At 71.4% G+C, this 23,593-nt stretch carries 26 protein-coding genes; 20 read left to right on the forward strand and 6 right to left on the reverse strand.

All coding sequences use genetic code 11. The annotated features are described in order from the left end of the window. Positions 1-65 precede the first annotated feature (65 nt). Both F8271_RS07415 and F8271_RS07420 read left to right on the forward strand, forming a co-directional pair. Entirely contained in the window at positions 66-830 is a 765-nt protein-coding gene (locus tag F8271_RS07415; RefSeq protein ID WP_151488905.1) for an ABC transporter ATP-binding protein, read from the forward strand. Further along, a complete protein-coding gene (locus tag F8271_RS07420) occupies positions 815-2,518 on the forward strand; it encodes an ABC transporter permease (RefSeq protein WP_192580180.1) in 1,704 nt (567 codons plus the stop codon). Before F8271_RS07415 ends, F8271_RS07420 begins: the two co-directional genes overlap by 16 nt. Here F8271_RS07420 and F8271_RS07425 read toward each other — a convergent pair. Beyond that, positions 2,515-2,721, reverse strand: coding sequence for a DUF397 domain-containing protein (locus F8271_RS07425; RefSeq protein ID WP_151488906.1), 207 nt, complete (start codon positions 2,719-2,721; stop codon positions 2,515-2,517). The two genes, F8271_RS07420 and F8271_RS07425, sit on opposite strands and share 4 nt — an antisense overlap. Continuing rightward, entirely contained in the window at positions 2,718-3,503 is a 786-nt protein-coding gene (locus F8271_RS07430) for a helix-turn-helix transcriptional regulator (protein WP_151488907.1), read from the reverse strand. Before F8271_RS07430 ends, F8271_RS07425 begins: the two co-directional genes overlap by 4 nt. 601 nt (positions 3,504-4,104) lie before the next feature. Here F8271_RS07430 and F8271_RS07440 point away from each other — a divergent pair. The 12 genes from F8271_RS07440 (at position 4,105) to F8271_RS07495 (ending at position 16,129) form a co-directional block, all read left to right on the forward strand. Then, complete coding sequence (locus F8271_RS07440; RefSeq protein ID WP_151488930.1) at positions 4,105-4,857, forward strand: flavin reductase family protein; 753 nt, start codon at positions 4,105-4,107, stop codon at positions 4,855-4,857. A gap of 186 nt (positions 4,858-5,043) precedes the next feature. Next, entirely contained in the window at positions 5,044-5,409 is a 366-nt protein-coding gene (locus F8271_RS07445) for a DUF485 domain-containing protein (RefSeq protein ID WP_151488909.1), read from the forward strand. After that, on the forward strand, positions 5,387-7,078 hold the full coding sequence (locus tag F8271_RS07450; RefSeq protein ID WP_151488910.1) for a cation acetate symporter: 1,692 nt from the start codon (positions 5,387-5,389) through the stop codon (positions 7,076-7,078). The genes F8271_RS07445 and F8271_RS07450 overlap by 23 nt, the downstream gene beginning before the upstream one ends. An 81-nt stretch (positions 7,079-7,159) precedes the next feature. Further along, positions 7,160-8,137: an NAD-dependent epimerase/dehydratase family protein gene (locus F8271_RS07455; RefSeq protein WP_151488911.1), complete on the forward strand. Its 978-nt coding sequence runs from the start codon at positions 7,160-7,162 to the stop codon at positions 8,135-8,137. A 76-nt stretch (positions 8,138-8,213) separates the two neighbouring features. After that, the gene (locus F8271_RS07460; protein WP_151488912.1) at positions 8,214-9,440 is read left to right on the forward strand and encodes an LCP family protein; all 1,227 of its coding nucleotides are present in this window, start codon (positions 8,214-8,216) and stop codon (positions 9,438-9,440) included. A 355-nt stretch (positions 9,441-9,795) separates the two neighbouring features. After that, positions 9,796-10,848 (forward strand): LCP family protein, encoded by a 1,053-nt coding sequence (locus tag F8271_RS07465; protein WP_225854219.1) that lies wholly within the window; start codon positions 9,796-9,798, stop codon positions 10,846-10,848. 188 nt (positions 10,849-11,036) lie between these two features. Further along, positions 11,037-11,999 carry an LCP family protein gene (locus F8271_RS07470; RefSeq protein ID WP_192580182.1) on the forward strand — a complete coding sequence of 321 codons (963 nt, stop codon included), beginning with the start codon at positions 11,037-11,039 and terminating at the stop codon, positions 11,997-11,999. Positions 12,000-12,057: 58 nt separating this feature from the next. Beyond that, complete coding sequence (locus F8271_RS07475) at positions 12,058-12,393, forward strand: rhodanese-like domain-containing protein (RefSeq protein WP_151488915.1); 336 nt, start codon at positions 12,058-12,060, stop codon at positions 12,391-12,393. Positions 12,394-12,403: 10 nt separating this feature from the next. Beyond that, positions 12,404-13,192 carry a glycerophosphodiester phosphodiesterase family protein gene (locus tag F8271_RS07480; protein ID WP_151488916.1) on the forward strand — a complete coding sequence of 263 codons (789 nt, stop codon included), beginning with the start codon at positions 12,404-12,406 and terminating at the stop codon, positions 13,190-13,192. Between the two features lie 55 nt (positions 13,193-13,247). After that, on the forward strand, positions 13,248-14,702 hold the full coding sequence (locus tag F8271_RS07485; protein ID WP_151488917.1) for an ATP-binding protein: 1,455 nt from the start codon (positions 13,248-13,250) through the stop codon (positions 14,700-14,702). A gap of 61 nt (positions 14,703-14,763) precedes the next feature. Continuing rightward, entirely contained in the window at positions 14,764-15,180 is a 417-nt protein-coding gene (locus tag F8271_RS07490) for an ATP-binding protein (protein ID WP_225854223.1), read from the forward strand. Positions 15,181-15,241: 61 nt separating this feature from the next. Then, positions 15,242-16,129 (forward strand): DUF5926 family protein, encoded by an 888-nt coding sequence (locus tag F8271_RS07495; protein WP_151488919.1) that lies wholly within the window; start codon positions 15,242-15,244, stop codon positions 16,127-16,129. Between the two features lie 40 nt (positions 16,130-16,169). Here the strand turns inward: F8271_RS07495 and F8271_RS07500 are convergent, their stop codons facing one another. Next, positions 16,170-17,387: an arginine deiminase gene (locus F8271_RS07500; protein ID WP_151488920.1), complete on the reverse strand. Its 1,218-nt coding sequence runs from the start codon at positions 17,385-17,387 to the stop codon at positions 16,170-16,172. 161 nt (positions 17,388-17,548) lie between these two features. Between F8271_RS07500 and F8271_RS07505 the strand changes: the two genes are divergently transcribed. From F8271_RS07505 to pheA, 5 genes are all read left to right on the forward strand, one after another. Beyond that, on the forward strand, positions 17,549-18,289 hold the full coding sequence (locus F8271_RS07505) for a hypothetical protein (RefSeq protein ID WP_151488921.1): 741 nt from the start codon (positions 17,549-17,551) through the stop codon (positions 18,287-18,289). A gap of 167 nt (positions 18,290-18,456) precedes the next feature. Next, a complete protein-coding gene (locus F8271_RS07510) occupies positions 18,457-18,915 on the forward strand; it encodes a hypothetical protein (protein ID WP_151488922.1) in 459 nt (152 codons plus the stop codon). A gap of 75 nt (positions 18,916-18,990) precedes the next feature. Further along, positions 18,991-19,380: an ACT domain-containing protein gene (locus tag F8271_RS07515; protein WP_151488923.1), complete on the forward strand. Its 390-nt coding sequence runs from the start codon at positions 18,991-18,993 to the stop codon at positions 19,378-19,380. A gap of 83 nt (positions 19,381-19,463) precedes the next feature. Next, positions 19,464-20,039 carry a hypothetical protein gene (locus tag F8271_RS07520; RefSeq protein WP_225854221.1) on the forward strand — a complete coding sequence of 192 codons (576 nt, stop codon included), beginning with the start codon at positions 19,464-19,466 and terminating at the stop codon, positions 20,037-20,039. Positions 20,040-20,049: 10 nt separating this feature from the next. Further along, positions 20,050-21,006: a prephenate dehydratase gene (gene pheA / locus F8271_RS07525; protein WP_151488924.1), complete on the forward strand. Its 957-nt coding sequence runs from the start codon at positions 20,050-20,052 to the stop codon at positions 21,004-21,006. A 52-nt stretch (positions 21,007-21,058) separates the two neighbouring features. On the opposite strand, the gene F8271_RS07530 is transcribed toward pheA, so the two are convergent. From F8271_RS07530 to F8271_RS07540, 3 genes are all read right to left on the reverse strand, one after another. Next, positions 21,059-21,781 (reverse strand): AIM24 family protein, encoded by a 723-nt coding sequence (locus F8271_RS07530; RefSeq protein WP_151488925.1) that lies wholly within the window; start codon positions 21,779-21,781, stop codon positions 21,059-21,061. Positions 21,782-21,872: 91 nt separating this feature from the next. Further along, positions 21,873-22,220, reverse strand: coding sequence for a metallopeptidase family protein (locus F8271_RS07535; protein ID WP_192580183.1), 348 nt, complete (start codon positions 22,218-22,220; stop codon positions 21,873-21,875). A gap of 123 nt (positions 22,221-22,343) precedes the next feature. Further along, positions 22,344-22,775: an OsmC family protein gene (locus F8271_RS07540; RefSeq protein ID WP_151488927.1), complete on the reverse strand. Its 432-nt coding sequence runs from the start codon at positions 22,773-22,775 to the stop codon at positions 22,344-22,346. A gap of 131 nt (positions 22,776-22,906) precedes the next feature. On the opposite strand from F8271_RS07540, the gene F8271_RS07545 reads away from it, so the two are divergent. Beyond that, positions 22,907-23,593: hypothetical protein (locus F8271_RS07545; RefSeq protein ID WP_151488928.1), on the forward strand; the 687-nt coding region annotated here is incomplete at its 3' end.

The following is a 23,593-nucleotide window of genomic DNA, read 5'->3' on the forward strand; positions in this document are numbered from 1 at the left end:
CAGGATGATCGAGGTCCGTCCACCGTCGGAGGGCGGAACTGGCGATCGACGGATAACGTCGCCTCATGACTGTTGAGCACCCCGCGCTCGCACTGCGTGGCCTGGCCAAGCGGTTCGACGGCACGATCGCGGTGGCTGGCGTCGACCTGGACGTCCCCGCCGGTTCCTTCTACGGCCTGCTCGGCCCGAACGGCGCCGGCAAGACCACCACCCTGTCGATGGCGGTCGGGCTGCTGCGGCCGGATGCCGGTTCGGCGTGGGTGCTCGGGCACGACGTGTGGCAGGACCCGGTCACGGCCAAGCGGTTGCTCGGCGTGATGCCCGACGGGGTGCGCCTGTTCGACCGGCTGACCGGGGCGGAGCTGCTGGCGTACCACGGGTTGTTGCGGGGGATGGACCCGGCGGTGGTCGACCAGCGGGCCGCGGAGTTGCTGGACGTGCTGGCGCTCGGCGACGCCGGCCGGACGCTGGTGGTGGACTACTCGGCGGGCATGAAGAAGAAGATCGGGCTGGCCTGCGCGCTGCTGCACGGTCCCCGGCTGCTGGTTCTGGACGAGCCGTTCGAGGCGGTCGACCCGGTCTCCGCCGCGCTGATCCGGGACATCCTCACCCGGTACGCGGCGGGCGGCGGCACGGTGGTCTTCTCCAGCCACGTGATGGAGGTCGTCGAACGGCTCTGCTCGCACGTGGCGATCCTCGCCGGGGGCACCATCAAGCGGGTCGGCACCCTTTCCGAGGTACGCGGGGACCGCTCGTTGGAGCAGGTCTTCGTCGAGGTGGTCGGCGGGCGTACCGCGACCGGTGAGGAGCTGTCGTGGCTTTCCCGGTGAGTGCCGCCGCCGCTCCCGCCGCGCCGGTCCGACCCGTCTCCGCCGGGCATTTCGTGCGGCTCAAGCTGCGGGTGATGGGCAACAACTTCCGGGGTCAGGGCTGGCGGATCGCCCTGTTCATCGGCGGTGCGCTGGTCGGGCTGTGGTTCGCCGTCAGCGGCTTCTTCCTCTTCGCCGCGCCCGGCATGACGGGCAACGGCCGGTACGCGGTGTTGGTCGCGGCGGCCGGTGGTGGGCTGCTGGTGCTCGGCTGGCTGCTGCTGCCGCTGGTCTTCTTCGGGGTCGACGAGACGTTGGATCCGGCCCGGTTCGCGCTGTTGCCGCTGACCCGACGCACCTTGGTCACCGGCCTGTTCGCCGCGGCCCTGGTCAGCGTGCCGGTGCTGGCGGTGCTGGTCGCCTCGTTCGGGCTGGTGCTCACATCCTGGGCGTTGGGCGGTTGGTCCGCGGGCCTGGTGGCCATCGTCGGCGTGCTGGGTGGGCTGCTGCTCTGCGTGGCCGCGAGCCGGGCGGTGACCAGCGCCTTCGCGTCCATGCTGCGGTCACGGCGGGTACGTGACCTGGCGGCCGTGCTGTTGGCGGTGACCGCCGCGCTGCTCGGGCCGTTGCAGGTGTTCGGCCTCGCGGCGCTGCGCGAGGCGGACTGGAGCCGGTTGACCGGAGTGGCGACGGTCGTCGCCTGGACGCCGTTCGGTGCACCGTGGACCGCCGGCATCGACGTGGCGCAGGGCCGGGTCTGGGCCGCCCCGGTCAAGTTGCTGATCACGGCCGCGGCGATCGGTGCCCTGCTGGTCTGGTGGTCGCGGTCGTTGGAGTCGGCGATGGTGGGCGCGGTGAGCGCCGGGAAGGCACCGACGCGGCGCGGTGCCACCGGTGGCGCGGTCGGCCAGCTGTTTCCCCGACTCGCGGGCTGGGCCCGCCGGGACCGGTTCGGCGCGTTGGTCGCCCGGGAGGCCCGCTACTGGTGGCGGGACGCCCGCCGACGGGCGAACCTGATCACCATCGCGGTGGTCGGCATCTTCGTGCCCGTGGTGATCAACGTGACGGGCGGGGACTTCGCGGCCACGGACGGCGCGGGGTTGACCGCGGGCGTCGCCGACAGCTCACCGGTCGTGGTCACCATCTCCATGCTCTTCGTCGGCGTACTCGCCTCGGTCACCCTGGCCAACCAGTTCGGTTTCGACGGCAGCGCGTACGCCGCGAACGTGGTCGCCGGCGTGCCCGGCCGGGTGGAGCTGCGCGCGCGCATGACGGCCTTCTCGCTGTACGTGCTGCCGATGCTCACGGTCGTCGCCGTGGTGCTGTCGGTGGTGCTCGGCCGACCGTCGTGGATCGGGTTGACGACGGGCAGCCTGGCCGCCACCTACGGCGCGGGGCTGGCGGTGAACAGTTTCGTGTCGGTGCTCGGGGCGTACTCGCTGCCGGAGACGAGCAATCCGTTCGCGATGAACAGCGGCGCCGGTGTCGCGAAGGGCCTGCTCACCATCCTGGCCATGGTCACCTCGGCGGTCGCGGCGGTGCCGATGGTGGTGGCCGCCGCGCTGCTCGGCGACGCGTGGCTCTGGCTGGCCCTGCCGGTCGGCATCGGGTACGGGCTGGGCGCGGCACTGCTGGGGGCGTACCTGGCCGGCGACGTACTGGACCGCCGCCAGCCGGAACTGCTGGCCACCGTCACCCCGCGCCGTTAACCGGCGCGCCGGCTCCCGGGCTGGGCAGCGTCGGCGACGAAGCCACGCCAGGCGGACGGCGCGAAGGTGAGGATCGGGCCGGAACGATCCTTGCTGTCCCGGACCAGCACCACGCCGGGCATGTTGTCCGCCACCTCGACGCAGTTGCCGCCAGAGTCGGTCGACCGGGTGGACGTGCGCCAGCAAGGCTCGCTCATCGTCATTGCGTCACCTTCAGCTTCCGGATCAGATCCAGCGTGGCGCCGGTGGAGAGTGCTTCGCCGAGCAGGCTATCCCACTTGCGATCGATCAAGGCGATCATTTCGGGGTCGTCCATGACGTGTCCGCGGACGGCATTCTCCAGGTAGAGGGCCCTGTCTCCGTCCGGCAGATCAGCGAGCACGAAGCCACCGCCGAGGCCGACATGCTCGCCCACGGCCAGTGGGATCCCGTGTATTCGGACGAATGGCAGATCCGCCACCTCATGCAGCCGACCGAGTTGGGCATCGAGCACGGCAGGACCACCCACCGGTCGGCGGAGGCCCATCTCGTCAACCATGAAGACGCAGTGCGGTGGTACATCCCGGGACAACAGCTTCTGACGTTCCAGCCGGACCGCAACGAGTTCGTCGACAACGCTCGGCGGATGCAGCCCTCCCGCTGAGATGACCGCGTGGGCGTACTCCTCGGTCTGGAGTAGGCCGGGCACGAGACATGCCTCGAAGGCGCGTAGACGAGTGGCCCGCTGCTCGTATCCGCGCCACTGCGCGAACCAGGAAGGCCCGCGATCCTGGTCTGCGGCCCTGAGTAGTTCGGCGAGGAGGCCGCCGGTGGCGAGGGCGTCGGCGGCGGCGACCGCGAACTCCATGGTCGGTCGACGCCGACCGGTCTCGATGGCCGCCACCGTGGAGGGACTCCATCGGGTGGCCGTCGCCAACGCCTCCTGGGACATCTCGGCACCGGCTCGGGCGGCCTTCAACGCCCGCACCCACATCTCGATGTTCATCCTTACCTCTCCGGTAAGTACGTGACCGCGCTGAGTAGTAAGCCCTGGAATCCTCCCCTGCCCACGGCCGGGCGTCCAGGGTGGAGGACGCGCGGCCCGGCCGGTGGAGGCGATGTCCCGGCGGCCGGTCCAGCGTCCGGGCCGCCCCGGTCATCCCCCGTCGGGGCGGCCCCGTCGACCGGGAGGAGATCAGCCATGGCCGGGTTCATCCGGGGCAGGATCGGGGCGCGGTGGTCGTACCGGAAGGGGAAGGCCGCGGCACCGGCGACAGTGCCGGGCGCGACCGGATCGGGGTGGTCGGCGGGCCCGCCGAATCGACCACCCACCTGGGCGGACGGGCCGACGGTCGCCGTGCCGCGACCAGGTCGGGCCGGCTGGCTGACGCCGGCGCAGACCTGGCGGGCGAACCGTGGCCGGTGGTGACGTGTGCGGCCGGTCGCGGCGGGGACCGTCATGCCACCACGAACGTGATGACTGTGCGGCATATTTATGACTCACAGGCATCACGTTCAATCGGGAGTTGCCCGCCCCCGACCAAGCCGAGCGGCGGCCGGCCGGGCACGCCGGCTGGAGCACGGTGGTGAGCCGGCCGCACCTGCCGATGCGGCCGCTCTGGCGGTGTCGCAGCTGTGGCGCGCCCTGGCCGTGCCAGCCGGCCCGACTGGCGCTGCTCGCCGAGTACCGGCACGACCGCACCGGGCTGCTGGTCTACCTGGGCACGATGATGGCGGAGGCGGGCGATCAGCTCGCCCTGCTCAACGGGCGCCCCGCCGACCTGCACCAGCGCTTCCTGGGTTGGGCGCGGGGTCGGGGCGGCACAATGTTTCACGTGAATCATGAGCCGGGTGCCGAGATCCACCACACCGATCCGTTCGCCGTGCCGACCGGGCAGCGGTCGCCGGTCCGCCGGCTGCGCGGTCGCCTCGCCGCGCCGGTGACGCTCTGGACGGCGCCGGGGCCGGCCGGGCTGACCGTATCGTCCACTCTGGTCGCCGAGGGCGAACCGAATCGGCTGCTCGGTCTGATCGACGCGGAGTCCGACCTGTGGGCGGCCGTCGAGGACGCGGGTCGGTTCGCGGTCGCGCCGCTCGGCCCGCCACACCGGCAGCTCGCCGACCGGTTCGCCGGCCTCTTCCCCTCCCCGGGCGGGCTCTTCGCCACCGGTACGTGGACCGACACGCCGTACGGGCCGGTGCCGGGGGACGCCGGCGGCTGGGTGGGCTGCCGGCTGGACACGGCCCGGGAGTACGGCTGGGCACTGCTGGTGGAGGCCACCATCGAGGCGGTCGACCTGGCCGAGGACACTTCTCCGCTGCTGCACTACCGGGGTCGCTACCACGAGCTGCCGGGCTGAGCGGGCGGCCGCACGATCACCAGAGTCGATCGACCGGTCACCGGGGTGATCTGGGTCACTCGGCGCAGCCAGTCAACCGCTCAGCGCACTCGCCGACCGGGGTCGATCTCGGCCTTTCCCGGCGGGGAGCGCGCTCTCTACGGTGCGCGAAACTCCCCTGACGCCTGTGAAGGTGGTGATCCACAGATGTCCACGGACACACCCGCTCCGGCCGCTTCCCAGTCGGACAAGTACCTGGCCGTACAACGGTCGGACGAGTTCGCCGGGCTGCGGCGTGCGCTGCGCGGCTTCGTCTTCCCGATGACCGTCGCGTTCTTCCTGTGGTATGCGCTCTACGTCATTCTCTCCGCGTACGCCCGGGACTTCATGGGCACGAAGCTGTTCGGCAGCAACATCAACGTCGCGCTGGTCTTCGGCCTGCTCCAGTTCGTCTCCACGTTCCTGATCGCCTGGCTGTACTCGCGGTACGCGGACCGGAAGATCGATCCGGTCGCCGACCGCATCCGTGCCGAGATCGGGGAGGTGACCCATGACAACGGTCCACGCGGCTGACCTGCTCCTCGCTGCCGAGGCGGGCAACCACACCGCCCGCAACCTGACCATCACGCTGTTCCTGGTCTTCGTGGCGGTGACCCTGGCCATCACCATCTGGGCCAGCCGGCAGACCAAGACGGCGACCGACTTCTACGCGGGCGGCCGGTCGTTCTCCGGATTCCAGAACGGCATGGCGATCGGTGGCGACTACATGTCGGCCGCCTCGTTCCTCGGCATCGCCGGCATCATCGCGCTCTACGGCTACGACGGCTTCCTCTACTCGATCGGCTTCCTGGTCGCCTGGCTGGTGGCGCTGCTGCTGGTGGCGGAACTGCTGCGCAACTCGGGCCGGTACACGATGGCCGACGTGCTGGCGTTCCGGATGCGCCAGCGGCCGGTGCGGACGGCCGCGGCGGTCTCCACCATCACGGTGTCGATCTTCTACCTGTTGGCGCAGATGGTGGGCGCCGGCGCGCTGGTCGCGCTGCTGCTCGGCATCCGGCCGGGGACGACCTTCCTCGGCATGGACGCGGCCACCGCCAAGGTGGCCACCATCATCATGGTCGGCGCCCTGATGATCATCTACGTCACCGTGGGTGGCATGAAGGGCACCACCTACGTGCAGATCGTCAAGGCGTTCCTGCTGATGGGTGGCGCGCTCCTGATGACCCTGCTGGTGCTGGCGAAGTACAAGTTCAACCTGTCGTCGCTGCTCGGCGACGCCGCCGCCTCCTCGGGCAAGGGCAGCGCCTTCCTCGAACCCGGGCTGCGGTACGGCGTGGAAGTGGCCGGTAACGCGACACAGACCTTCTACAACAAGGTCGACCTGCTGTCCCTGGGCATCGCCCTGGTGCTCGGCACGGCCGGCCTGCCGCACATCCTGATCCGCTTCTACACCGTGCCGACCGCCAAGGCGGCCCGCAAGAGCGTGCTCTGGGCGATCGGCATCATCGGCACCTTCTACCTGCTCACCCTGGCCCTCGGCTTCGGTGCGGCGGCGCTGGTGGGCAGCCAGGCGATCACCGCGCAGGACAAGGCCGGCAACACGGCGGCACCACAGCTGGCCGAGGCGCTCGGTATCGACTTCTTCGGCGGCGACCTGGGTGGCGCCGCCCTGTTGGCGATCATCGCGGCGGTCGCCTTCGCCACCATCCTGGCGGTGGTCGCCGGATTGACCCTGGCCTCGTCGTCCAGCCTGGCGCACGACTTCTACGCGAACGTCGTGAAGAGGGGCGAGGCGTCGGAGCGGCAGGAGGTACGGGTCGCCCGGATCTCCGCCCTGGTGATCGGCGCGATCTCCATCCTGCTGTCGATCTACGCACAGAACCTGAACGTAGCGTTCCTGGTGGCGTTGGCCTTCGCGGTCGCCGCCTCGGGCAACCTGCCGGCGATCCTCTACAGCCTGTTCTGGCGGCGGTTCAACACCTCCGGCGCGGTGTGGGCGATCTACGGCGGTCTGCTCTCGGCCGTACTGCTGGTGTTCTTCTCACCGGTGGTCTCGGGCGCCGCGACCTCGATGTTCCCGGACCACGACTGGCAGTGGTTCCCGCTGTCCAACCCGGGCATCATCTCCATCCCGTTCGGCTTCCTCTGCGGGTGGATCGGCACCCTCATCTCCAAGGAGCACGACGAGGACAAGTACGCGGAGCTGGAGGTGCGTGCCCTCACCGGCTCGGGCGCACACTGATCGACGCATCGGGCCCCCTGTCGACGCCACGCGTCAACAGGGGGCCTCTTGCTGTTCACGGCGGTCGGTAGGCTGACCGGCATGAAGGTTGCTGAGCGCTTCGGTCCCGGTCACCGTGTCCTCGTCACCGGTGGGGCCGGTTTCGTCCCGTCGCACCTGGTGGACGCCCTGATCGCCCGCGGTTGCACGGTGGTGGCCCTGGACAACTTCGTCACCGGCTCCAAGGAGAACGTCGCCCACCTGCTGGACCGGCCAACCTTCACCCTGGTCGAGGCGGACATCTCCGATGGCCTGCCGACCCACCACCCGGCGCTGGCCGAGCGGTTCGACGCGATCCTGCACATGGCCTCGCCGGCCAGCCCCACCGACTTCGCCCAACTGCCGGTGGAGATCCTGCGGGTCGGCTCGGTGGGCACCCTGCACCTGCTGGAGCGCGCGACGGCCGACGGCGCCCGGTTCCTGATGGCCTCCACCTCCGAGGCGTACGGGGACCCGAAGGAGCACCCGCAGCGCGAAACCTACTGGGGCAACGTCAACCCCATCGGGGTACGCAGCGTCTACGACGAGGCGAAGCGCTTCTCCGAGGCGGCCACGATGGCGTACCACCGCTACCGCGGGCTCGACGCGGCGATCGTCCGGATCTTCAACACGTACGGCCCGCGGATGCGCCCGGACGACGGCCGCGCCATCCCCACCTTCATCTCCCAGGCGCTGCGCGGCGAGCCGATCACCGTGCACGGCACCGGCAACCAGACCCGGTCCATCTGCTTCGTCGAGGACCTGGTGCGCGGCATCCTGCTGCTGCTCGACTCGACCGAGACCGGCCCGGTCAACTGCGGCACCGAACACGAGATGTCCATGCGGCAACTCGCCGAGTTGATCGTGTCGCTCTCCGACAGCAGCTCCCAGGTGACCTACATCACCCGCAGCGCGGACGACCCCGAGATGCGTCGACCGGACCTGACTCTCGCCCGGGAACTGCTCGGATACGAGCCGACCGTGGCACCCGAGGACGGCCTGCGACGCACGATCGAGTACTTCCGGGCGCGGCTAGGGTAACCGGTCGGCAGCGGACGGCCGATCGCTGAGTGTCGCCTGAAGGCGGGATTGGCTCCCGCTACGTACCCTGAGTTACATGTCAGCGACATCGTCTGCCGGCGTTCCGCACCCGCACCTGCACCGCAGCGCCGGGCGCGCCTCGGTGCCCGGCCCCGGCCGGGGCGCCTCCGGGCGTGCCCGCCCGACCGAGGCACGCTGGTACCCGTCACCCGACGAGGAGCAGCTCCGCCCTGGTGGCCCGGTGGGGCCGAGAGGACCCGTCGGCCCGGGTGGCAACGGCGGGTCGGGCCGGCGCGGTCCCCGGCCGCGCTGGGGTCGGATCGGCCTGGTGGCCGGGGTGGCGGTGCTGGTCCTCGCGCTGCTCGGTGGCGTCGGCGCGTGGCTGTACGCCCGCAACCTCGACGGTGACCTGGCCCGCACCGACCCGTTCGCGGAGATCACCGGGGGGCGGCCGGTCAAGTCCGTCGAGGGCGCGCTGAACATCCTGCTGGTCGGCAGCGACTCGCGCGATCCGGACGCGCCGGTCGACACCAAGAGCCAGTGGCGGGCCGACACGATCATCGTGATGCACATCCCGGCCGATCACCAGTCGGCCTACCTGGTCTCCATCCCCCGTGACCTGTACGTGCCGATCCCGAAGAGCGCCGGCGCCGACTGCGGCTCCGGTCAACGCGCGAAGATCAACGCGGCGTTCGCGTTCGGTGGGCTGCCGCTGGCGGTACGCACCGTGGAGTGCTTCACCGACGTGCGGATCGACCACGTGATGGCGATCGACTTCGGCGGTTTCAAGGAGGTCACCGACGCCCTCGGCGGGGTGGACCTGAAGGTGGAGCGGACCATCACCTCGATCCACAAGCCGTACCGGACGTTCACCAAGGGCACCAACCACATGGACGGCGCGGAGGCACTGGACTGGATCCGGCAGCGCAAGCAGTTCCCGGACGGGGACTTCGCCCGCATGCGGCACCAGCAGGAGTTTCTCCGCGCTCTGATGGACAAGGCGGCGAGCACGGGCACGCTGGCGAACCCGAAAAAGCTCAACGACTTCCTCCAGTCGGTGACCGCGGCCGTAACCGTGGACCAGGGTTTCTCGGTTACAGACATGGCGCTGCAGTTCCGCAACCTGCGTGGGCAGAACCTCACCTTCGTCACCAGCCCGAACTCGGGCAGCGACACGATCGACGGCGAGTCGGTGGTGGTTTCCGACCGGGAGAAGGCGTTGGCGATGTACCGCGCGATGTCGGCCGACACCATGGCGGACTGGGTCAAGGCCAATCCGCCGGAGGGCAGCGACGGCGGGTAACCGCCTGCCCACCGATTGAGCAATCGAATGGCGACGATAGACCGAATCGCGGAAATTGCCGTCCGGATGGACCGGTGATGAACTCGCCAAGTCGAATCGATGTACGTACAGTGGTGCCGCCCCCTCCTGATCACGAGCTGGAGCACGAATGCCGGTTCAGGCCAGTCGTCGCCCTTCGTCCACCGGGTCCGCCGCCCCCAGCGGCCGGATCGGCGCGTCCATACCCGTGCAGCCGGGCCGCTCGGGCGGCGGGTCGGGTGGGCGTCCACCCGGCGGCGGTGGCGGCCGGACGGGCGGCGGTGGGCCGGCTAAGAAGCGGAGCCGACGCAAGGATCCCCTCTGGGCGCGGCTGACCGTGATCTTCGGTGCCGTGCTGATGCTCAGCAGCGGCGCGGCCATCGTCGGCGGCAAGGTGCTGATCGGGCAGGCGACCGGTGACATCGCCCAGCGCAACCTGCTCGGTGAGGCCGGCAAGTCCGACGCCGAGGGCGGGGCGAGCCTGGACGGCTCGATCGACATGCTGCTGCTCGGCGTGGACGCGCGGGAGCGCTGGGCCGCCGACGACGTTCGTTCGGACAGCATCATCATCCTGCACATCCCGGCCTCGCACGATCAGGCGTACCTGATCTCCATTCCGCGCGACACCCAGGCCCAGATTCCGCCGTTCAAGAAGAGCGGCTTCACCGGAAGCACCGAGAAGATCAACGCGGCGTTCCAGGCCGGGGCCCGCAACGGCGGCGGCTGGGAGGGTGGCGCCCAGCTGATGGCGCAGACCATCAAGCGGCTCACCGGCGTCAGCTTCGACGGCGCGGCGATCATCAACTTCGGCGGCTTCAAGAACGTCATCGACACCCTCGGCACCGTCAAGATCTGTGTGAGCCACGAGGTCAAGTCGAAGCACATGTCGTTCGTCGACGGCAAGCCGATGTGGAACGCCGACGCCAAGAAGACCGGCAAGAAGATGACGCCGGTGGTGCACAAGAAGGGCTGCCAGCAGATGGAGGGCTGGGCGGCCCTGGACTACGCCCGGCAGCGCTACGGGCTGCCCGGCGGCGACTACGACCGCCAGCAGAACCAGCAACAGCTGATCAAGGCGATGGCCCGCAAGGCCACCGAGGGCGGCACGCTGACCAACCCGGCGAAGCTGAACCAGCTGATCAAGGCGGCGGGCAAGGCGTTCGTGCTGGACACCGGCGGTGCCAAGATCGAGGATCTGATCTTCACCATGCGCGGGGTGACCGCGAACGAGCTGACCATGCTGAAGACCAACAACGGCACCTTCAACAGCAACGGCCAGGGCAGCGAGGCGTTGAGCCCCGAGACCATGGAGATGTTCCAGGCGGTCAAGCAGGACAAACTGGCCGAGTTCATCTTCACTCACCCCGAGGTGATGTCCACCCGCAAGTGACGGCCACGGTGGCGGCCTGAAGTCGCGGAAACACCGCGGGGACCCCGTCACCCTCCGTAGTCTTACGTGAGCAGGTTTCACGTATCGGCTGCGGGGAGGCGGTCACGTCCAGGTCCGGACGGAACGCGGCGGGTCGGGCCGGCACGGCCCCATCCGCCCGGCCGCGTACCGCCCGCGGGTCGCGGATCCTGCTCGGCATCGGCCTGGCCCTCGTCCTGCTGGCCGGGCTCGCCGTGATCGGCCTCAAGACGCTCACCAACCGGTACGACCGCACGGTGACCAAGGAGCAACTGCTCGACCCCGGCGCCCGCACCGACCGCACCGACCTGGACGGGCCGCTCAACTACCTGCTGGTCGGCACCGACCGACGCGCCGGGAGCAGCGAACCGGACCAACGCTCCGACACCATCCTCATCGTGCACGTGCCCGCCGGCCAGCGGGAGGCGTACCTGGTCTCCATCCCCCGCGACCTGCTGGTCGCCATCCCACCCGCGAACGGCTTCACCGGCGGCCCGGACAAGATCAATGCGGCGTACGAGCACGGCGGCGGCGGACAGGCCGGCACCCGCCTGCTGTCCAGCACCCTGAACCGGCTCACCGGCATCCGGTTCGACGGGGCCGCGCTGATCGACTTCTCCGGCTTCCGCAAGGTGATCGACCTGCTCGGCGGAGTGGAGATGTGCGTGGACACCGAGGTCCGTTCGATCCACACCAACCGGGTCTTCCCCACCGGCTGCCAGCGGATGGACGGCGCACAGGCGCTGGACTACGTACGGCAGCGCTACGACCTGCCCGGCGGCGACTACGACCGGCAGCACCACCAGCAGCAGTTGCTCCGGGCGATGCTGGACAGCGCCGGCAGTGCGGACCTGCGCAGCAACCCGATCAAACTGGACCAGGTGCTCCGGGCCGTGGGCGGTTCGTTGACCGTCGACACCAACGGCGTACCCCTCGAGGACCTGCTCCTCGCGCTGCGCGCGCTGCCGCCCGACGGGATGCGCGGCATCCAGGTGCCCTCGTCGCCGCAGACCATCGACGAGGTGTCGTACGTGGTCCTGGACAACGGGGGCAACGGGCTCTTCGAGGCCGTACGGGGGACACGGGTGCCCACCTGGGCCCAGGCCAACCCGCGCTGGGTGTCCCGGCTGTGACGGTGTCGACGGCCCGGTCGGTGCCGATCCGGCCGATGAGGATCTAGTGTTGCTTCCTGTGTTCGGACCCCAGGTTCCCACCGTGCCCGTGACCGAGATCGCCGACGACACCTACCTGCTGGACGTGCGGGAGGACGACGAGTGGGCGGCCGGCCACGCCCCCACCGCCCACCACCTGCCGATGATGGAACTGCCGGCGCGGCTGGCGGAGGTGCCGACCGACCGGGAGGTGGCCGTCATCTGCCGCTCCGGCGGCCGTTCCGCCCAGGTCGTCGCCTACCTGACGAACAACGGCTGGGAGCAGGTGCGTAACGCCGACGGCGGGATGCGCCAGTGGGCCGCCGTCGGCCGCCCGGTGGTCGACGCGAACGGGCAGCCCGGCCAGGTCATCTGAGGCGGTCGAGATGGGCGGGCCTCAAGTCTTCGCGCACCGCGGCGCCTCGTACGACCTGCCGGAGCACACCCTCGCCGCGTACCTGCGTGCCCTGGACGAGGGCGCGGACGGCCTGGAGTGCGACGTCCGGCTGACCCGGGACGGGCATCTGGTCTGCGTGCACGACCGGCGACTGGACCGCACCAGCAACGGTCGCGGTCTGGTCAGCGCGCGTACCCTCGCCGAGTTGGAGGCACTGGACTTCGGTTCCTGGCATCCGGGCAGCGCGGCCGACGGTGACCTGCCGCCGGACGAGTCGCACACTCGGCTGCTGACGCTGGCCCGGCTGCTGAAGGCGGTGCTGGCCGCCGGCCGCCCGGTGCGGCTGCTGGTGGAGACGAAGCACCCGTCCCGCTACGGCTCGGCCGTGGAACGGCGTCTGGTCGACCTGCTACGCCGCTACGGGCTGGCCGACCCGGCACCGGACGACCCGGTCCAGGTGACCGTGATGTCGTTCTCCCCGCTGGCGATCCGCCGCATCCGGGAGCTGACCCCGACGGTGCCCACGGTGCTCCTGCTGGAGGTGCTGCCGCCGTGGCTGCGGCTGGGTCGGCTGCCGTTCGGCGCCCGCATCGCCGGGCCGGGCATCGGTCTGGTCCGGGCCCGTCCGCACCTGCTGCCCGCGCTGCGCGCGGCCGGCAACCAGGTGTACGTCTGGACGGTCAACGAACCGGCCGACCTGGAGCTGGTGCTGGCCGCCGGGGTGGACGGGATCATCACCGACCGCCCGGCGCACGCCCTGGCCCGGCTGGACCGTTGACCGTCGGCGACCCGCGGGGGTGCCCAAATCCGGGTCGACGGGGCAGACTCGGCACATGCCGGAGCGTATCGATTTCCCCGCTCTCATCGCCGGCCACACCGTCGTCATCGAGATGATCAATTCTGGTGACGCCGGCCTGCCCGTCCTCACCCAACTGCTGCGGGTCGCCCAGCCGGCGCTCGGCGCGACCGGGATGGCCTTCGTCGAGTTCGGCCCGACCGGCGGTCGCGTGATCGCCGCGACCGGCGCGGCGGAGTGGGCCCTCGGCCGTCCGCTGGCCGTCGACGACCCGGACACCGTCTGCCTGCTGTCCGGCCCGCGGGTACGCCAGGTCCGGGTGCAGCACCTCAACGGCAAACTGGCCGGTGAGCTGGCCGGCAGCGGCCTGCGCCGGATGGTGGTGTCCCGGGCCGAGATCGACGGGCACACCGTCGGGAGCCTGCACGCGCTCTACCCGAACGACGACGAGCCGGGGGCCGAGCGGCAGGGGGTGGTCGCCTACCTCGCGTCCTGCATCGGGCACATGTACGGCGACCAGAGCGGGCTGCCGGTGCACGGCGACGGGCCGGTGGCGGCGGCGCTCGCCGACGGGTTGGCCGTGGTCGACCGGGACGGTCACGTCCACCTGTGGAACCCCGCCGCCGCACAGGTCACCGGCCGATCCGCCGAGCAGGCGCTGAGCCGTCCGCTGCCGTTCCCGCTGCCACCCTCCGGCCAGGTCCGCGACCACCTGCTGCCGGACGGGCGGTGGCTGCGGATCACCTCCGGCGACCTGCCCGGCCCCGGCGCGCTGCGGGTGGTGACCTTCCGCGACATCACCGGCCAGCAGCGCCGAGACCACGACCGGGACCTGTTCGTCGCGGTGACCAGCCACGAGCTACGGACGCCGGTCACCGTCATCAAGGGGTACGCGGACACCCTCACCGACCACTGGGAGTCGCTGACCGACGTCGACCGGCGACAGGCCGCCCGGGTGATCGGGCAGCGTGCCAACGAGCTGGCCCGCCTCGTCGACCGGCTGCTCTCCTCGGCTGCCGAGGCGGGGCCCGGGGACGACCCGCCCACCCCGTTCGACCTCGGTGAGGCGCTGCGCGCCGCGGTCATCGACCAGCCGGCGGAGCTGCGCCGCCGGCTGGTGCTCCGTCTCCCGTCCGACCTGCCCAAGGCGCTCGGCCACCGGCCCAGCCTCGCCACCGTGCTCACCGAGCTGGCGACGAACGCCGGCAAGTACTCGCCACCGGATTCTCCGATCGAGGTCACCGCTGGGGTCGACGGTCAGCTGGTGGCGTTCCGGGTCAGCGACCGGGGCATCGGCATCCGCCCGGACCACGTGGAGCGGGCCTTCGACCGGTTCTGGCAGGGCGAGTCCGGCGACCGCCGCGGCTATCCGGGAGCGGGTCTCGGGCTCTATCTCGTCCGCCGGATCGTTGAACAGCAGAATGGATGGGTATCCCTACGTCCGAGGACCGGCGGCGGTACGGTCGCAGAGGTGCGGCTACCGCGCGGTTGACCGGCGGTGGCGCGACGTGGAGGCGACGGTGGCAGCGGCAGCGAGGGAACGGGCGTGGTGCGTGGTGGTGCCCCACCATCCCGCCGGGGCACGGCTGGCCCGGCACCGGCTCGCCGACGAGCTGGCCGACGTCGTACCCCCGACTCTTCTCGCGGATCTGATCGCGGTCCTCGCCGAGCTGGTGGGCAACGCGGTACGGCACGCCCGGCCGCTGCCGGGCGGTGTGGTCCGGGTGGCCTGGCGGTTGCGGCCCTCGGCCGAGGGCCCGAGGATCCAGTTGCGGGTGACCGACGGCGGCGCGGGTGCCGGCCCGCTGTTGCGCACGGCCAGCCCGGACGCGGCGGACGGGCGCGGGCTGCACATCGTGGCCGGCCTGGCCACCCGCTGGGGCGTCGAGCGCGACGGCATGGGCCAGCGCGTCTGGGCGGAGTTCGACCCGACCCCCACACCTCGGCCCGACCTGGTGGTGGCGGGCTGAACGACCCGTCGGGGCGGGTCCGGCCCACGACGAGCCGGTCGGGCCTCTAGGCTGTGACGCCGTGAGCAAGCGTCGAAAGAGCCAACGGGCCGCCGCCGACAGCACCCCCCGTCGGGACAAGGTGCGGGACATCTTCGTGCCGCGACCGTTCGAGGGGCTCATCGACGAGCCCGAGTGGATCGCGCTGCGCGAGCTGGTGCCCGCCGCCTCCGCGCCGCTGCGGCTGGCGCCCGCCCTGGTCGAGGAGTTCGGCGACCGGCCCGCCACGCTGGCCACCGTGCTGCCGATGGCCGCCCCGGCGATGACGAAGCCGGACGGCCGGGTGCTGATCGGTCTGCAACGCCACCAGCAGTCCGGCGACGTCTCGCGGGATCTGGCCGAGGCGCTGCTGAGCGCGTTGCGGACCGAGCCGGGCGCTCCGGTGGCCGTCCCACCGCTGCCCGGCCCCGGCCCCCGCCTGCAGGACATCCTCGTCGACGGCCCGCTGGACGTCAGCATGCACGACGGGTTCGAGTTCTGGCTCGACCCCGGCGCGGCGGACGACCCGACCGTCCAGGCGTCCCTGGAGCGGGCGAACGCGGCCATCTACCCGACCGTGCGGCTGACCGCGGCGAAGGCCGCGTACTGGTGCCAGGTCCCGGAGAAGGCACACGTTCGCTGGGTGCTGCCGGAGGACGAGGACGCCGCCCTGGACGCGCTGGCCCGCCTCGGCGCGGCCGGCTCGCTGACGCTCGGCGAGCAGACCAAGTTCGCCGGCATGTTCCGCGCGCACGGCCGTCTGGTGCCCGTCTGGGACCTGCCGGAGGACACTCCGGCGACCGACTGGGAGGACCCGGTGGCGCAGTTCGCCAAGCGGTACGCGGAGGCGCTCACCGCCACCGACCCGCTGGACGCCGCCGGCCGGCGCGCCCGACAGGGGCTGCTCGGCCGCCAGCTCACCCTGCGCTGAGCCCGACCCGCTCACCCGGCGCGGAGCCCCGCCGACCCGCTCACCCGGCGACGGGCAGCGGGTCGCGGGTGATCGGGCAGGACATGCAGCGTGGGCCGCCCCGGCCGGAGCCCAGCTCCGATCCGGCGATCGGGATCACCTCGATGCCGGCCCGCTCCAGTTGGGCGTTGGTCTCGGTGTTGCGTTCGTAGCCGACGCAGAGCCGGGGCGCCAGGGCGAGGGTGTTGTTGCCGTCGTCCCACTGCTCGCGTTCGGCGGTCACCGGGTCCAGCCCGGTGTCGATGACCCGTAGCTGGTCCAGGTCCATCGCGTCGGCGGCGGCCCGGAGGAACGGCGCCGGGCCGTCCACCCGCGGGTCCTCGCCGTCCGCGCCGGCGATCACCGTGTACGCGGAGAGCGTGCTGGCGATGTTGGGATACATCAGCACGGCGTCGGAGTCGACCATCGTGCAGACGGTGTCCAGGTGCATGGTGGCGCGTTTCTGGGCGATCGGCACCACCAGGATGGTGTGGGCGAGCCCGGCGGCGAAGACCTGCCGGCCGAGGCGTTCCGCGCCGGCCGGGGTGGTCCGTTCGCCCACGCCGACGGCCAGCACGCCGGGGGCGAGCAGCAGGACGTCCCCGCCCTCCAGGTGCTCCAGGTTCGGCCGGTAGACGAACTCGGTGCCGGCGAAGCGCGGATGGTGGCGATAGATGGCGTCGGTGATGGTGGTCTCCCGGCGGCGGGCCGGCATGGCGAGGCTGGTGACGCCTACCCGGTCGCCGATCCACAGCGACGAGTCCCGGGTGAACAGCAGGTTGGGCAGCGGATCGATGACGAAGTCGTGCCGGTCCATCAGCGTGTAGACCAACCCGCCCGGCCGTTCGGAGCTGATCCGCAGTTCCTCGTGGGCCAGGCCGGCGGTGAGCACGTCGGCCAGCGCGGCCGGGTCGAGGTAGGAGAGGTGGTCGGCGACGCGGGCGCGCAGGGTGTCGCCCAGCCGCCGGGAACGCAGCACCTGCTCGGTGAGTTCGGCTCGGGCGTCCGTGACGGCCAGCGTCTCGGTCAGCAGGGTCGCCAGGTAGAGCACCTCGACACCGCGGTCGCGCAGCGCGGCGGCGAACGCGTCGTGCTCCTCCTGGGCGCGTCCCACCCAGGGGATCGCGTCGAACAGGAGCGAGTCGTTGTTGCGGGGGGTGAGCCGGGCCAGTTCCGGGCCGGGCCGGTGCAGCAGTACGGTGCCGAGCCGGCCGACTTCACTGTCGACGTAGTGGGTCACCCCCGCAGCGTAGGGCAGGGTTTGGCGGCATCCGAGAAAAGAACTGTGGATGAATATGGCATTCATCCACAGTCACTCCGGCGCTCCGGCTTGCCGAACACCGGGAGTGGCAACGTAGGGTAGTGAGGACATAACCGAGGGACCTTTTGCCGGAGGTCGCGATGACTGTCTTTCCCGCACGACGAGCCGTACCGTCCGCACGGGCACTGCCGCCCGTCGCGGTGCCCCACCCCCGCGTCGATTCGCCCGGGGCTCTCGAACCGGTCCGTCCGACACCGCTCGAGTGGGCCCGCCGTCGTCGGGCCGAGCGCGGTGCCCGTCGTCTGGAGGCGGCCGGAGCACGGGCGCTGGGCCAGCTCGATCATCTCGGGCCGGCCTGGCACGTCATCGAGTGGCCCCGCACCGACATGACGGATGTCCTGCTCGACCGCACCCAGGACGAGCGCGCCGGGTTCCTCGCCATCGGGCCCAGCGGCCTGTTCGCGGTGACCATCGCCGACCACGGCCGGGCCCGCGTGCTCGTCGCCGGGGACGTCGTCCAGATCAACGGCAAGCGGCCGCCGTACGTGGCCGAAGCCCGCCGGGACGCCAAGCGTGCCAGCAAGGCCCTGTCCGACGCCGTGGGGCTGGCCGTCCCGGTCACGCCGGTGCTGACCTTCGTCGGCTCCGGCGTGATCAGCGTCTACGGCCTCCCGAAGGACTGCCTGATGGCAACCCACCGGGAGTTGGACAGGCTCCTCGTGGCCGGTGGCAGCCGGATCAGCCCGGCCACCGCCGAAAAGCTGTCCCGGGTCGCACAGCACCCGGCGACCTGGCTGAACGGCACGTACCCTCCAACGGCCGACTACCAGTGGTATGAGGAGGGCCGAACGGCCGCTGACAAGCCGGCCCACCACCGGTAACGTCACCGGCGACGCCACGCGGCTCCGGTCTCCCCGTTCACCCACCGGTCTCCGCGCCGTCACCGGCCGCCCCGGTCCAGCCAGAGCGGTCGGCGACCCGGTGCGCTCGGTGGTTCTGTCGGCGACCCGCTAGCGTGGACAGTCCCTCGGTGTACATAGGAGGCTCGGTGGCCCACGTCGAACTTTCGCTCTCGGAAGTGTTCGTGCCAGCGGCGCGGGCCTCGACAGAGCCGGGGCTCGACAACTTCGGTCAGTGGTCCTCGACGGTGTGCCGGGCCGACGAGCCCTGCCTGCTGATCGACGCCGACACTCTGGTGGTGGCGATCTCCACGGCCGGTTGCGAGCTGCTCTGCCTCGGCGAGCCGGACGGCCTGATCGGGCGGCCGCTGCTCGACGGCGGGCTGCGCCTGTTGGACTTCACCGCCAACCGGGGCGAGTTGACCGAGGCCGAGATCGACAAGATCCCGCCCCTGCTGGCGCTCTCCTCCGGCCGACTCGCCCGCGGGCTGCTCCGGGTGCAGGCCGCCTCGGCGGACAGCTCCGACGCGACCGTCGACGCGATCTCCACGCCGGTGCACGCCGACGGTGCCGTGGCTGGCTCTCTCACCTTCTTCTCCGAGGTCTGACCTGCGGCGTGTTGTGTCACTCGCCGCACGCGGCGATGCTGGGGCCGGCCCGCATCGAGGCCGTAGGGTGCCCTCATGCTCGACATCGCTCTGCTGCCGGGGGAGTACGCCGTGTGCCGGTTGGCCGCCGGCGCCGCCCTGCCGCACGAGCTGACGAGCGGGCTGGGCCGCGCCGACGTGATCACCGTGAGCTGGACCGCCGACGGGATCTCGGTGATCTGCCCGACCGACCGGGTGCCCGCGCAGGCCGTGGTGGAGACGGCGTGGCGTTGTCTGCGGGTCGCCGGCCCGGCGGACGTGGCCGGCGCCGGCACTCTGGCCGCGCTGGTCAACCCGCTCACCGAGGCCCGGGTCAGCGTGGTCACCTTCTCCACGTTCGACACCGATTACGTGCTGGTGCCGGCCGTCCGGCTGGCCGAGGGCACGGCCGCCTTGGAGCGCGCCGGGCACCGGGTCCTCGGCTGACCTTCACCCGGCCCGCCGCTCCCCCTACGATGGGCTCGGCCGCCCCGGCCACGACGAACTCCCGATGTCCCGAGGATCGGCCCGTGCCGTTCACCCCACGCCGCCGCGCGTCCACCCCATCGCGGGCGGTGACACACACCGTGCTGCCGGCGACCCTCGCGCTGCTCACGATCGGTGCGGTGACCGGCTGCGGCACCCCACCCGAACTACGGAACCCGGGCGCGGCGCCGACCGGCACCGGATCCCCGACGGCGGCCCCGACGCGCACTCCCGGCACCACGCCCACCACCGCGCCGTCCCTACCGCCGTTCGGCACCCCGTCGGCCACCCCGGACGCCGGGCTGGTCGCCACGGCCTGCCGGAACGGGCCGACCGGACAGCGGGTCGTGGAACTGCTGCGCGGGCAGGCCGATGTGCTGCCGCCCAACGTGCGGGTCCAGGTCCGCACCGGCCCGCTCTGCGCCGCCGACTGGCAGTACACGGTGCTCGACGTGACCGGGCACGAGGAGCTTCAGGTCGTCACCCGGGGTCGACCGACCGCACCGGAGCTGGTCACCGCCGGCACCGACGTGTGCACCATCGAGGTACGCGCCACCGGCCCCACCGGGATCCGGACGCTCGCCTGCGACGCCGGCCCGGCCATCGGGCCGGGTGCGTAGGCTGGTCGACATGCCGGGAACACCACCGACGCGTTTCGTCTACCTCGGTCCGGAGGGCACCTTCGCCGAGCAGGCCCTGCGTACCATCCCCGCCGCCGAACGCGGCACCCGTACGTCCGCACGCAGCGTCGGGGAGGCGTTGGACCACGTCCGGGTCGGGGACGCCGACGCCGCGCTGGTGCCGTTGGAAAACTCGATCGGCGGCGCGGTGGGCGTCACCCTCGACGAGATGGCCGAGGGCGAGCCACTGGTGATCAGCCGGGAGGTGGTCCTGCCGGTGGAGTTCGTGCTCGGCGCGCAGCCGGGCACCTCGCTGACCTCGGTCCGTGCCGTCGCGGCGCATCCGCAGGCGTCCAACCAGTGCCGGGGCTGGCTGCGCGACCACCTGCCCGACGCGGTGGTGGTCGACGTGCTCTCCAACGGCGCGGCGGCCGCCGGCGCCGGGTCCGGCGAGTACGACGCGGCGATCTGCGCGCCGATCGGGGCGACCCGGCACCGGCTCACCGTGCTCGCCGACAAGATTGCCGACCATCCCGACGCGGTGACCCGGTTCGCGTTGGTGTCCCGCCCCGGGCCGCCTCCGCCGCCGACCGGCGACGATCTGACCTCGCTCGCGGTCTACATCGCCCACGACCGGGTCGGTGCGCTGCTGTCGGTGCTGATGGAGCTGGCTGTCCGGGGGGTCAACCTGACCAGGATCGAGTCCCGGCCGACCGGCGAGGCCCTGGGCCGGTACGTGTTCTTCCTGGACTGCACGGGGCACGTGGCCGACGTACGGCTGGGCGAGGCGTTGCAGGGGCTGCGCCGGGTCTGTGCCGACGTCCGCTTCCTGGGCTCGTACCCCCGGCACCGCTGGACCGCGGCGGCGGGTGAGCGGCCGGTGCCGGCGCCGGCCGGTCTGTCCGACGTCGACTACGCGGACGCGGCGGCCTGGCTGGCCCGGCTGCGCACCGGCGAGTTGAGCTGACCGCGGAGGTGCGGACACCCCCGGTGGCCCGGGAGCGCCCGCACCGGTGTGGTCAGCTCAGCAGACTGCCGAGCAGACCGCCCTCCTGCTGCTGCTGGCCGCTGCCCATGATCGGCGGCTCCTCGGACGGCTGCACCACCACGAAGCCCTGGCCGGCGAAGCTCATCGTGAACGACTCGCCGGTGCGGCGGCCCAGCAACGTGCCGAGGCCGAGCTGCTCGGCGCGGTGGTAGCCGGTCTGGAGGTTGGCCGACCAGCAGACGGCGGCCTGCGGGTCGACGTAGGTGGGCGCGTCCACGTTGAGCACGACCGGGGTGCCCTTGGTGGTGATGGCGATCCGGCCGTAGCCGCTGAACACGCAGTTGAACAGGCCGGACGAGGACGCCATCCCGGCACCGCCGACCATCCTGATGTCGTACTGGAGGGTGGAGTCGAAGGCGAGGACGCTGGAGCCGTTGATGGAGAGCGCGTCGCCCGGCTCCAGGTCGATGATGTGCACGTCCTTGGCCAGCTCGGCGAGGAAGACGTCACCCTGACCGGTGACCTTCATCAGCGGGACGCCCTCGCCGGTGAGCTTCTGCTTGAGGAACTTGCCGAGCCCACCCGAGCCGAGCGCCTGGAACTGGACGTTGCCCTGGTAGGCGACCATCGACCCGACCCGGGCCATCGCCTCGCCGTTGAGCTCGATCTTCAACATCTTGGAGTTCTGCAGCCGCATGCCGGGCTGCGCGGACTCCTTCTCCAGGTTCTCCGCGGAGAACAGCTCGCTGCGCATGAAAGGGCCTCCCGAATAGGTTCGCGTTCGCTGCACCGACGGTAGGCGACCACGGCAACCACGGACCATCGGCCGAGCGGCGCGGCGCGGTTCAGCCCCAGCCCAGCGCGTGCAGCCGCGCGTCGTCGATGCCGAAGTGGTGGGCGATCTCGTGCACCACGGTGACCGCCACCTCGTCGATGACGTCCTCGTCGTCGTCGCAGATCCGCAGGATCGGACGGCGGTAGATGAAGATCCGGTCCGGCAGTACGCCGGAGTAGTCCCAGCCGCGATCGGTGAGCGCGTGGCCCTCGTAGAGGCCGAGCAGCTCGGCCTCGCCCGGTGGTGGGTCGTCCTCGACCAGGATCACCACGTTGTTCATCAGGCCGAGCAGTTCCTCGGGCACCTCGTCGAGAGCTTCGCCGACCAACTCCTCGAAGCGCTCACGGCTCATCTCCACCGGCACCTCGCCCATTGTGCCCGACGCGCCTGTTGAATGACCGTTGCCGGGAGTCCGCACGTTCACGGAAAGGGAGCGGCGGAGGCTCCCTTCCGTGAACGTGCGGTGTGCGGGTCGCCCGGCTCAGGAGGCCAGGCGCGCGGTGAGGGTGATCTCGGCGCCCGGCGAGAGCAGGCGGGAGATCGGGCAGTTCGCCTTGGCGGCCTCGGCGAGCTTCTGGAACTCGGCGTCGTCGATGCCCGGCACCTGACCGACGGTCTCCAGCTCGATCCGGGTGACGGTCATCCCCGCGTCGGTCTTGTCCAGGTGGACCTTGGCGGTGGTCTCGACGGAGGTCGGCGTCGAGCCGGCGTCGGCGAGCGCCTTGGAGAACGCCATCGAGAAGCAGCCGGAGTGCGCGGCGGCGATGAGCTCCTCGGGGTTGGTGCCCTCGCCCTCCTCGAAGCGCGACTTGAAGGAGTAGTTGCCCGACAGGCCGCCCTTACCGGTGCGGACGGTGCCGGAGCCCTCGGTGAGGTTGCCCTGCCATTGTGCTGAAGCGGTACGGATTGGCATGAGCAGAACGCTAGCGGAAAGGTGACCGCTGGGCGACCGACCGGCACCGACGCCCGCCCTGCGATTCGGGTCACCTGCCGTCGACTGTGCCATGATTCGACGCAGGTCCGTGACCGGCGGAAGGATGGCCGATGTCCGAGGAGCTGCCGATCCCACGGCAGGGCGACCGGTCCGACGGCCCGGCCGTGATCGAGTGGGGTGCCGACGATCCGCCCCCGGCGCGCCGGTTCGACCGGTCCCTGGCCGGGCTCACCCGGGATCCCCGGCTGCCCGTGCTGACCGCCGGGCTCGGGGCGGTGGCCGGCGTGGCCTCGATGGTCGGTGAGTGGCTGGTGATGACCCTGCCGAACGGCGGCCCGTCCGGTTCCACCTCGATCGACGTGCCCGCCGGGGTGTCCGACGTGGGTGGCTTCGGGATCGGTTACCTGGTCGGTCTGCTGGGTCTGGTCTGCACCGTGGCGCTGGCGCTGCGGGGCACGGCGGCCGCCCGGCAGAACGCCCGGCTGGTCGGGTTCACCCTGGCCGGAGCCCTGCTGGCGCTGTTGGTCGCCGCGGCGGCGACTCTGGAGGACTCCGGTCAACGGAACTACTTCTACGCGTCGGAGGACAACTTCCGGATCGAGTACGGCCGCGGCCTGGTGATGGCGTTCGTCGCCTGCGTCCTGTTCGCCGCCGCCCTGCGGCTGGCACCGACCGCGCCGGTTGACGACGACCGGTCCGGGGACACGACGGGGCAGGGCTGGCGCCGCCGGCACCGCGACCCGGTCGAGCAGGAGGACGGCCTGCCCGCGCCGGCCGACCTGACGGTCACCCCGTCA

The organism is Micromonospora sp. ALFpr18c, from assembly GCF_008868155.1.
Lineage (GTDB): Bacteria > Actinomycetota > Actinomycetes > Mycobacteriales > Micromonosporaceae > Micromonospora.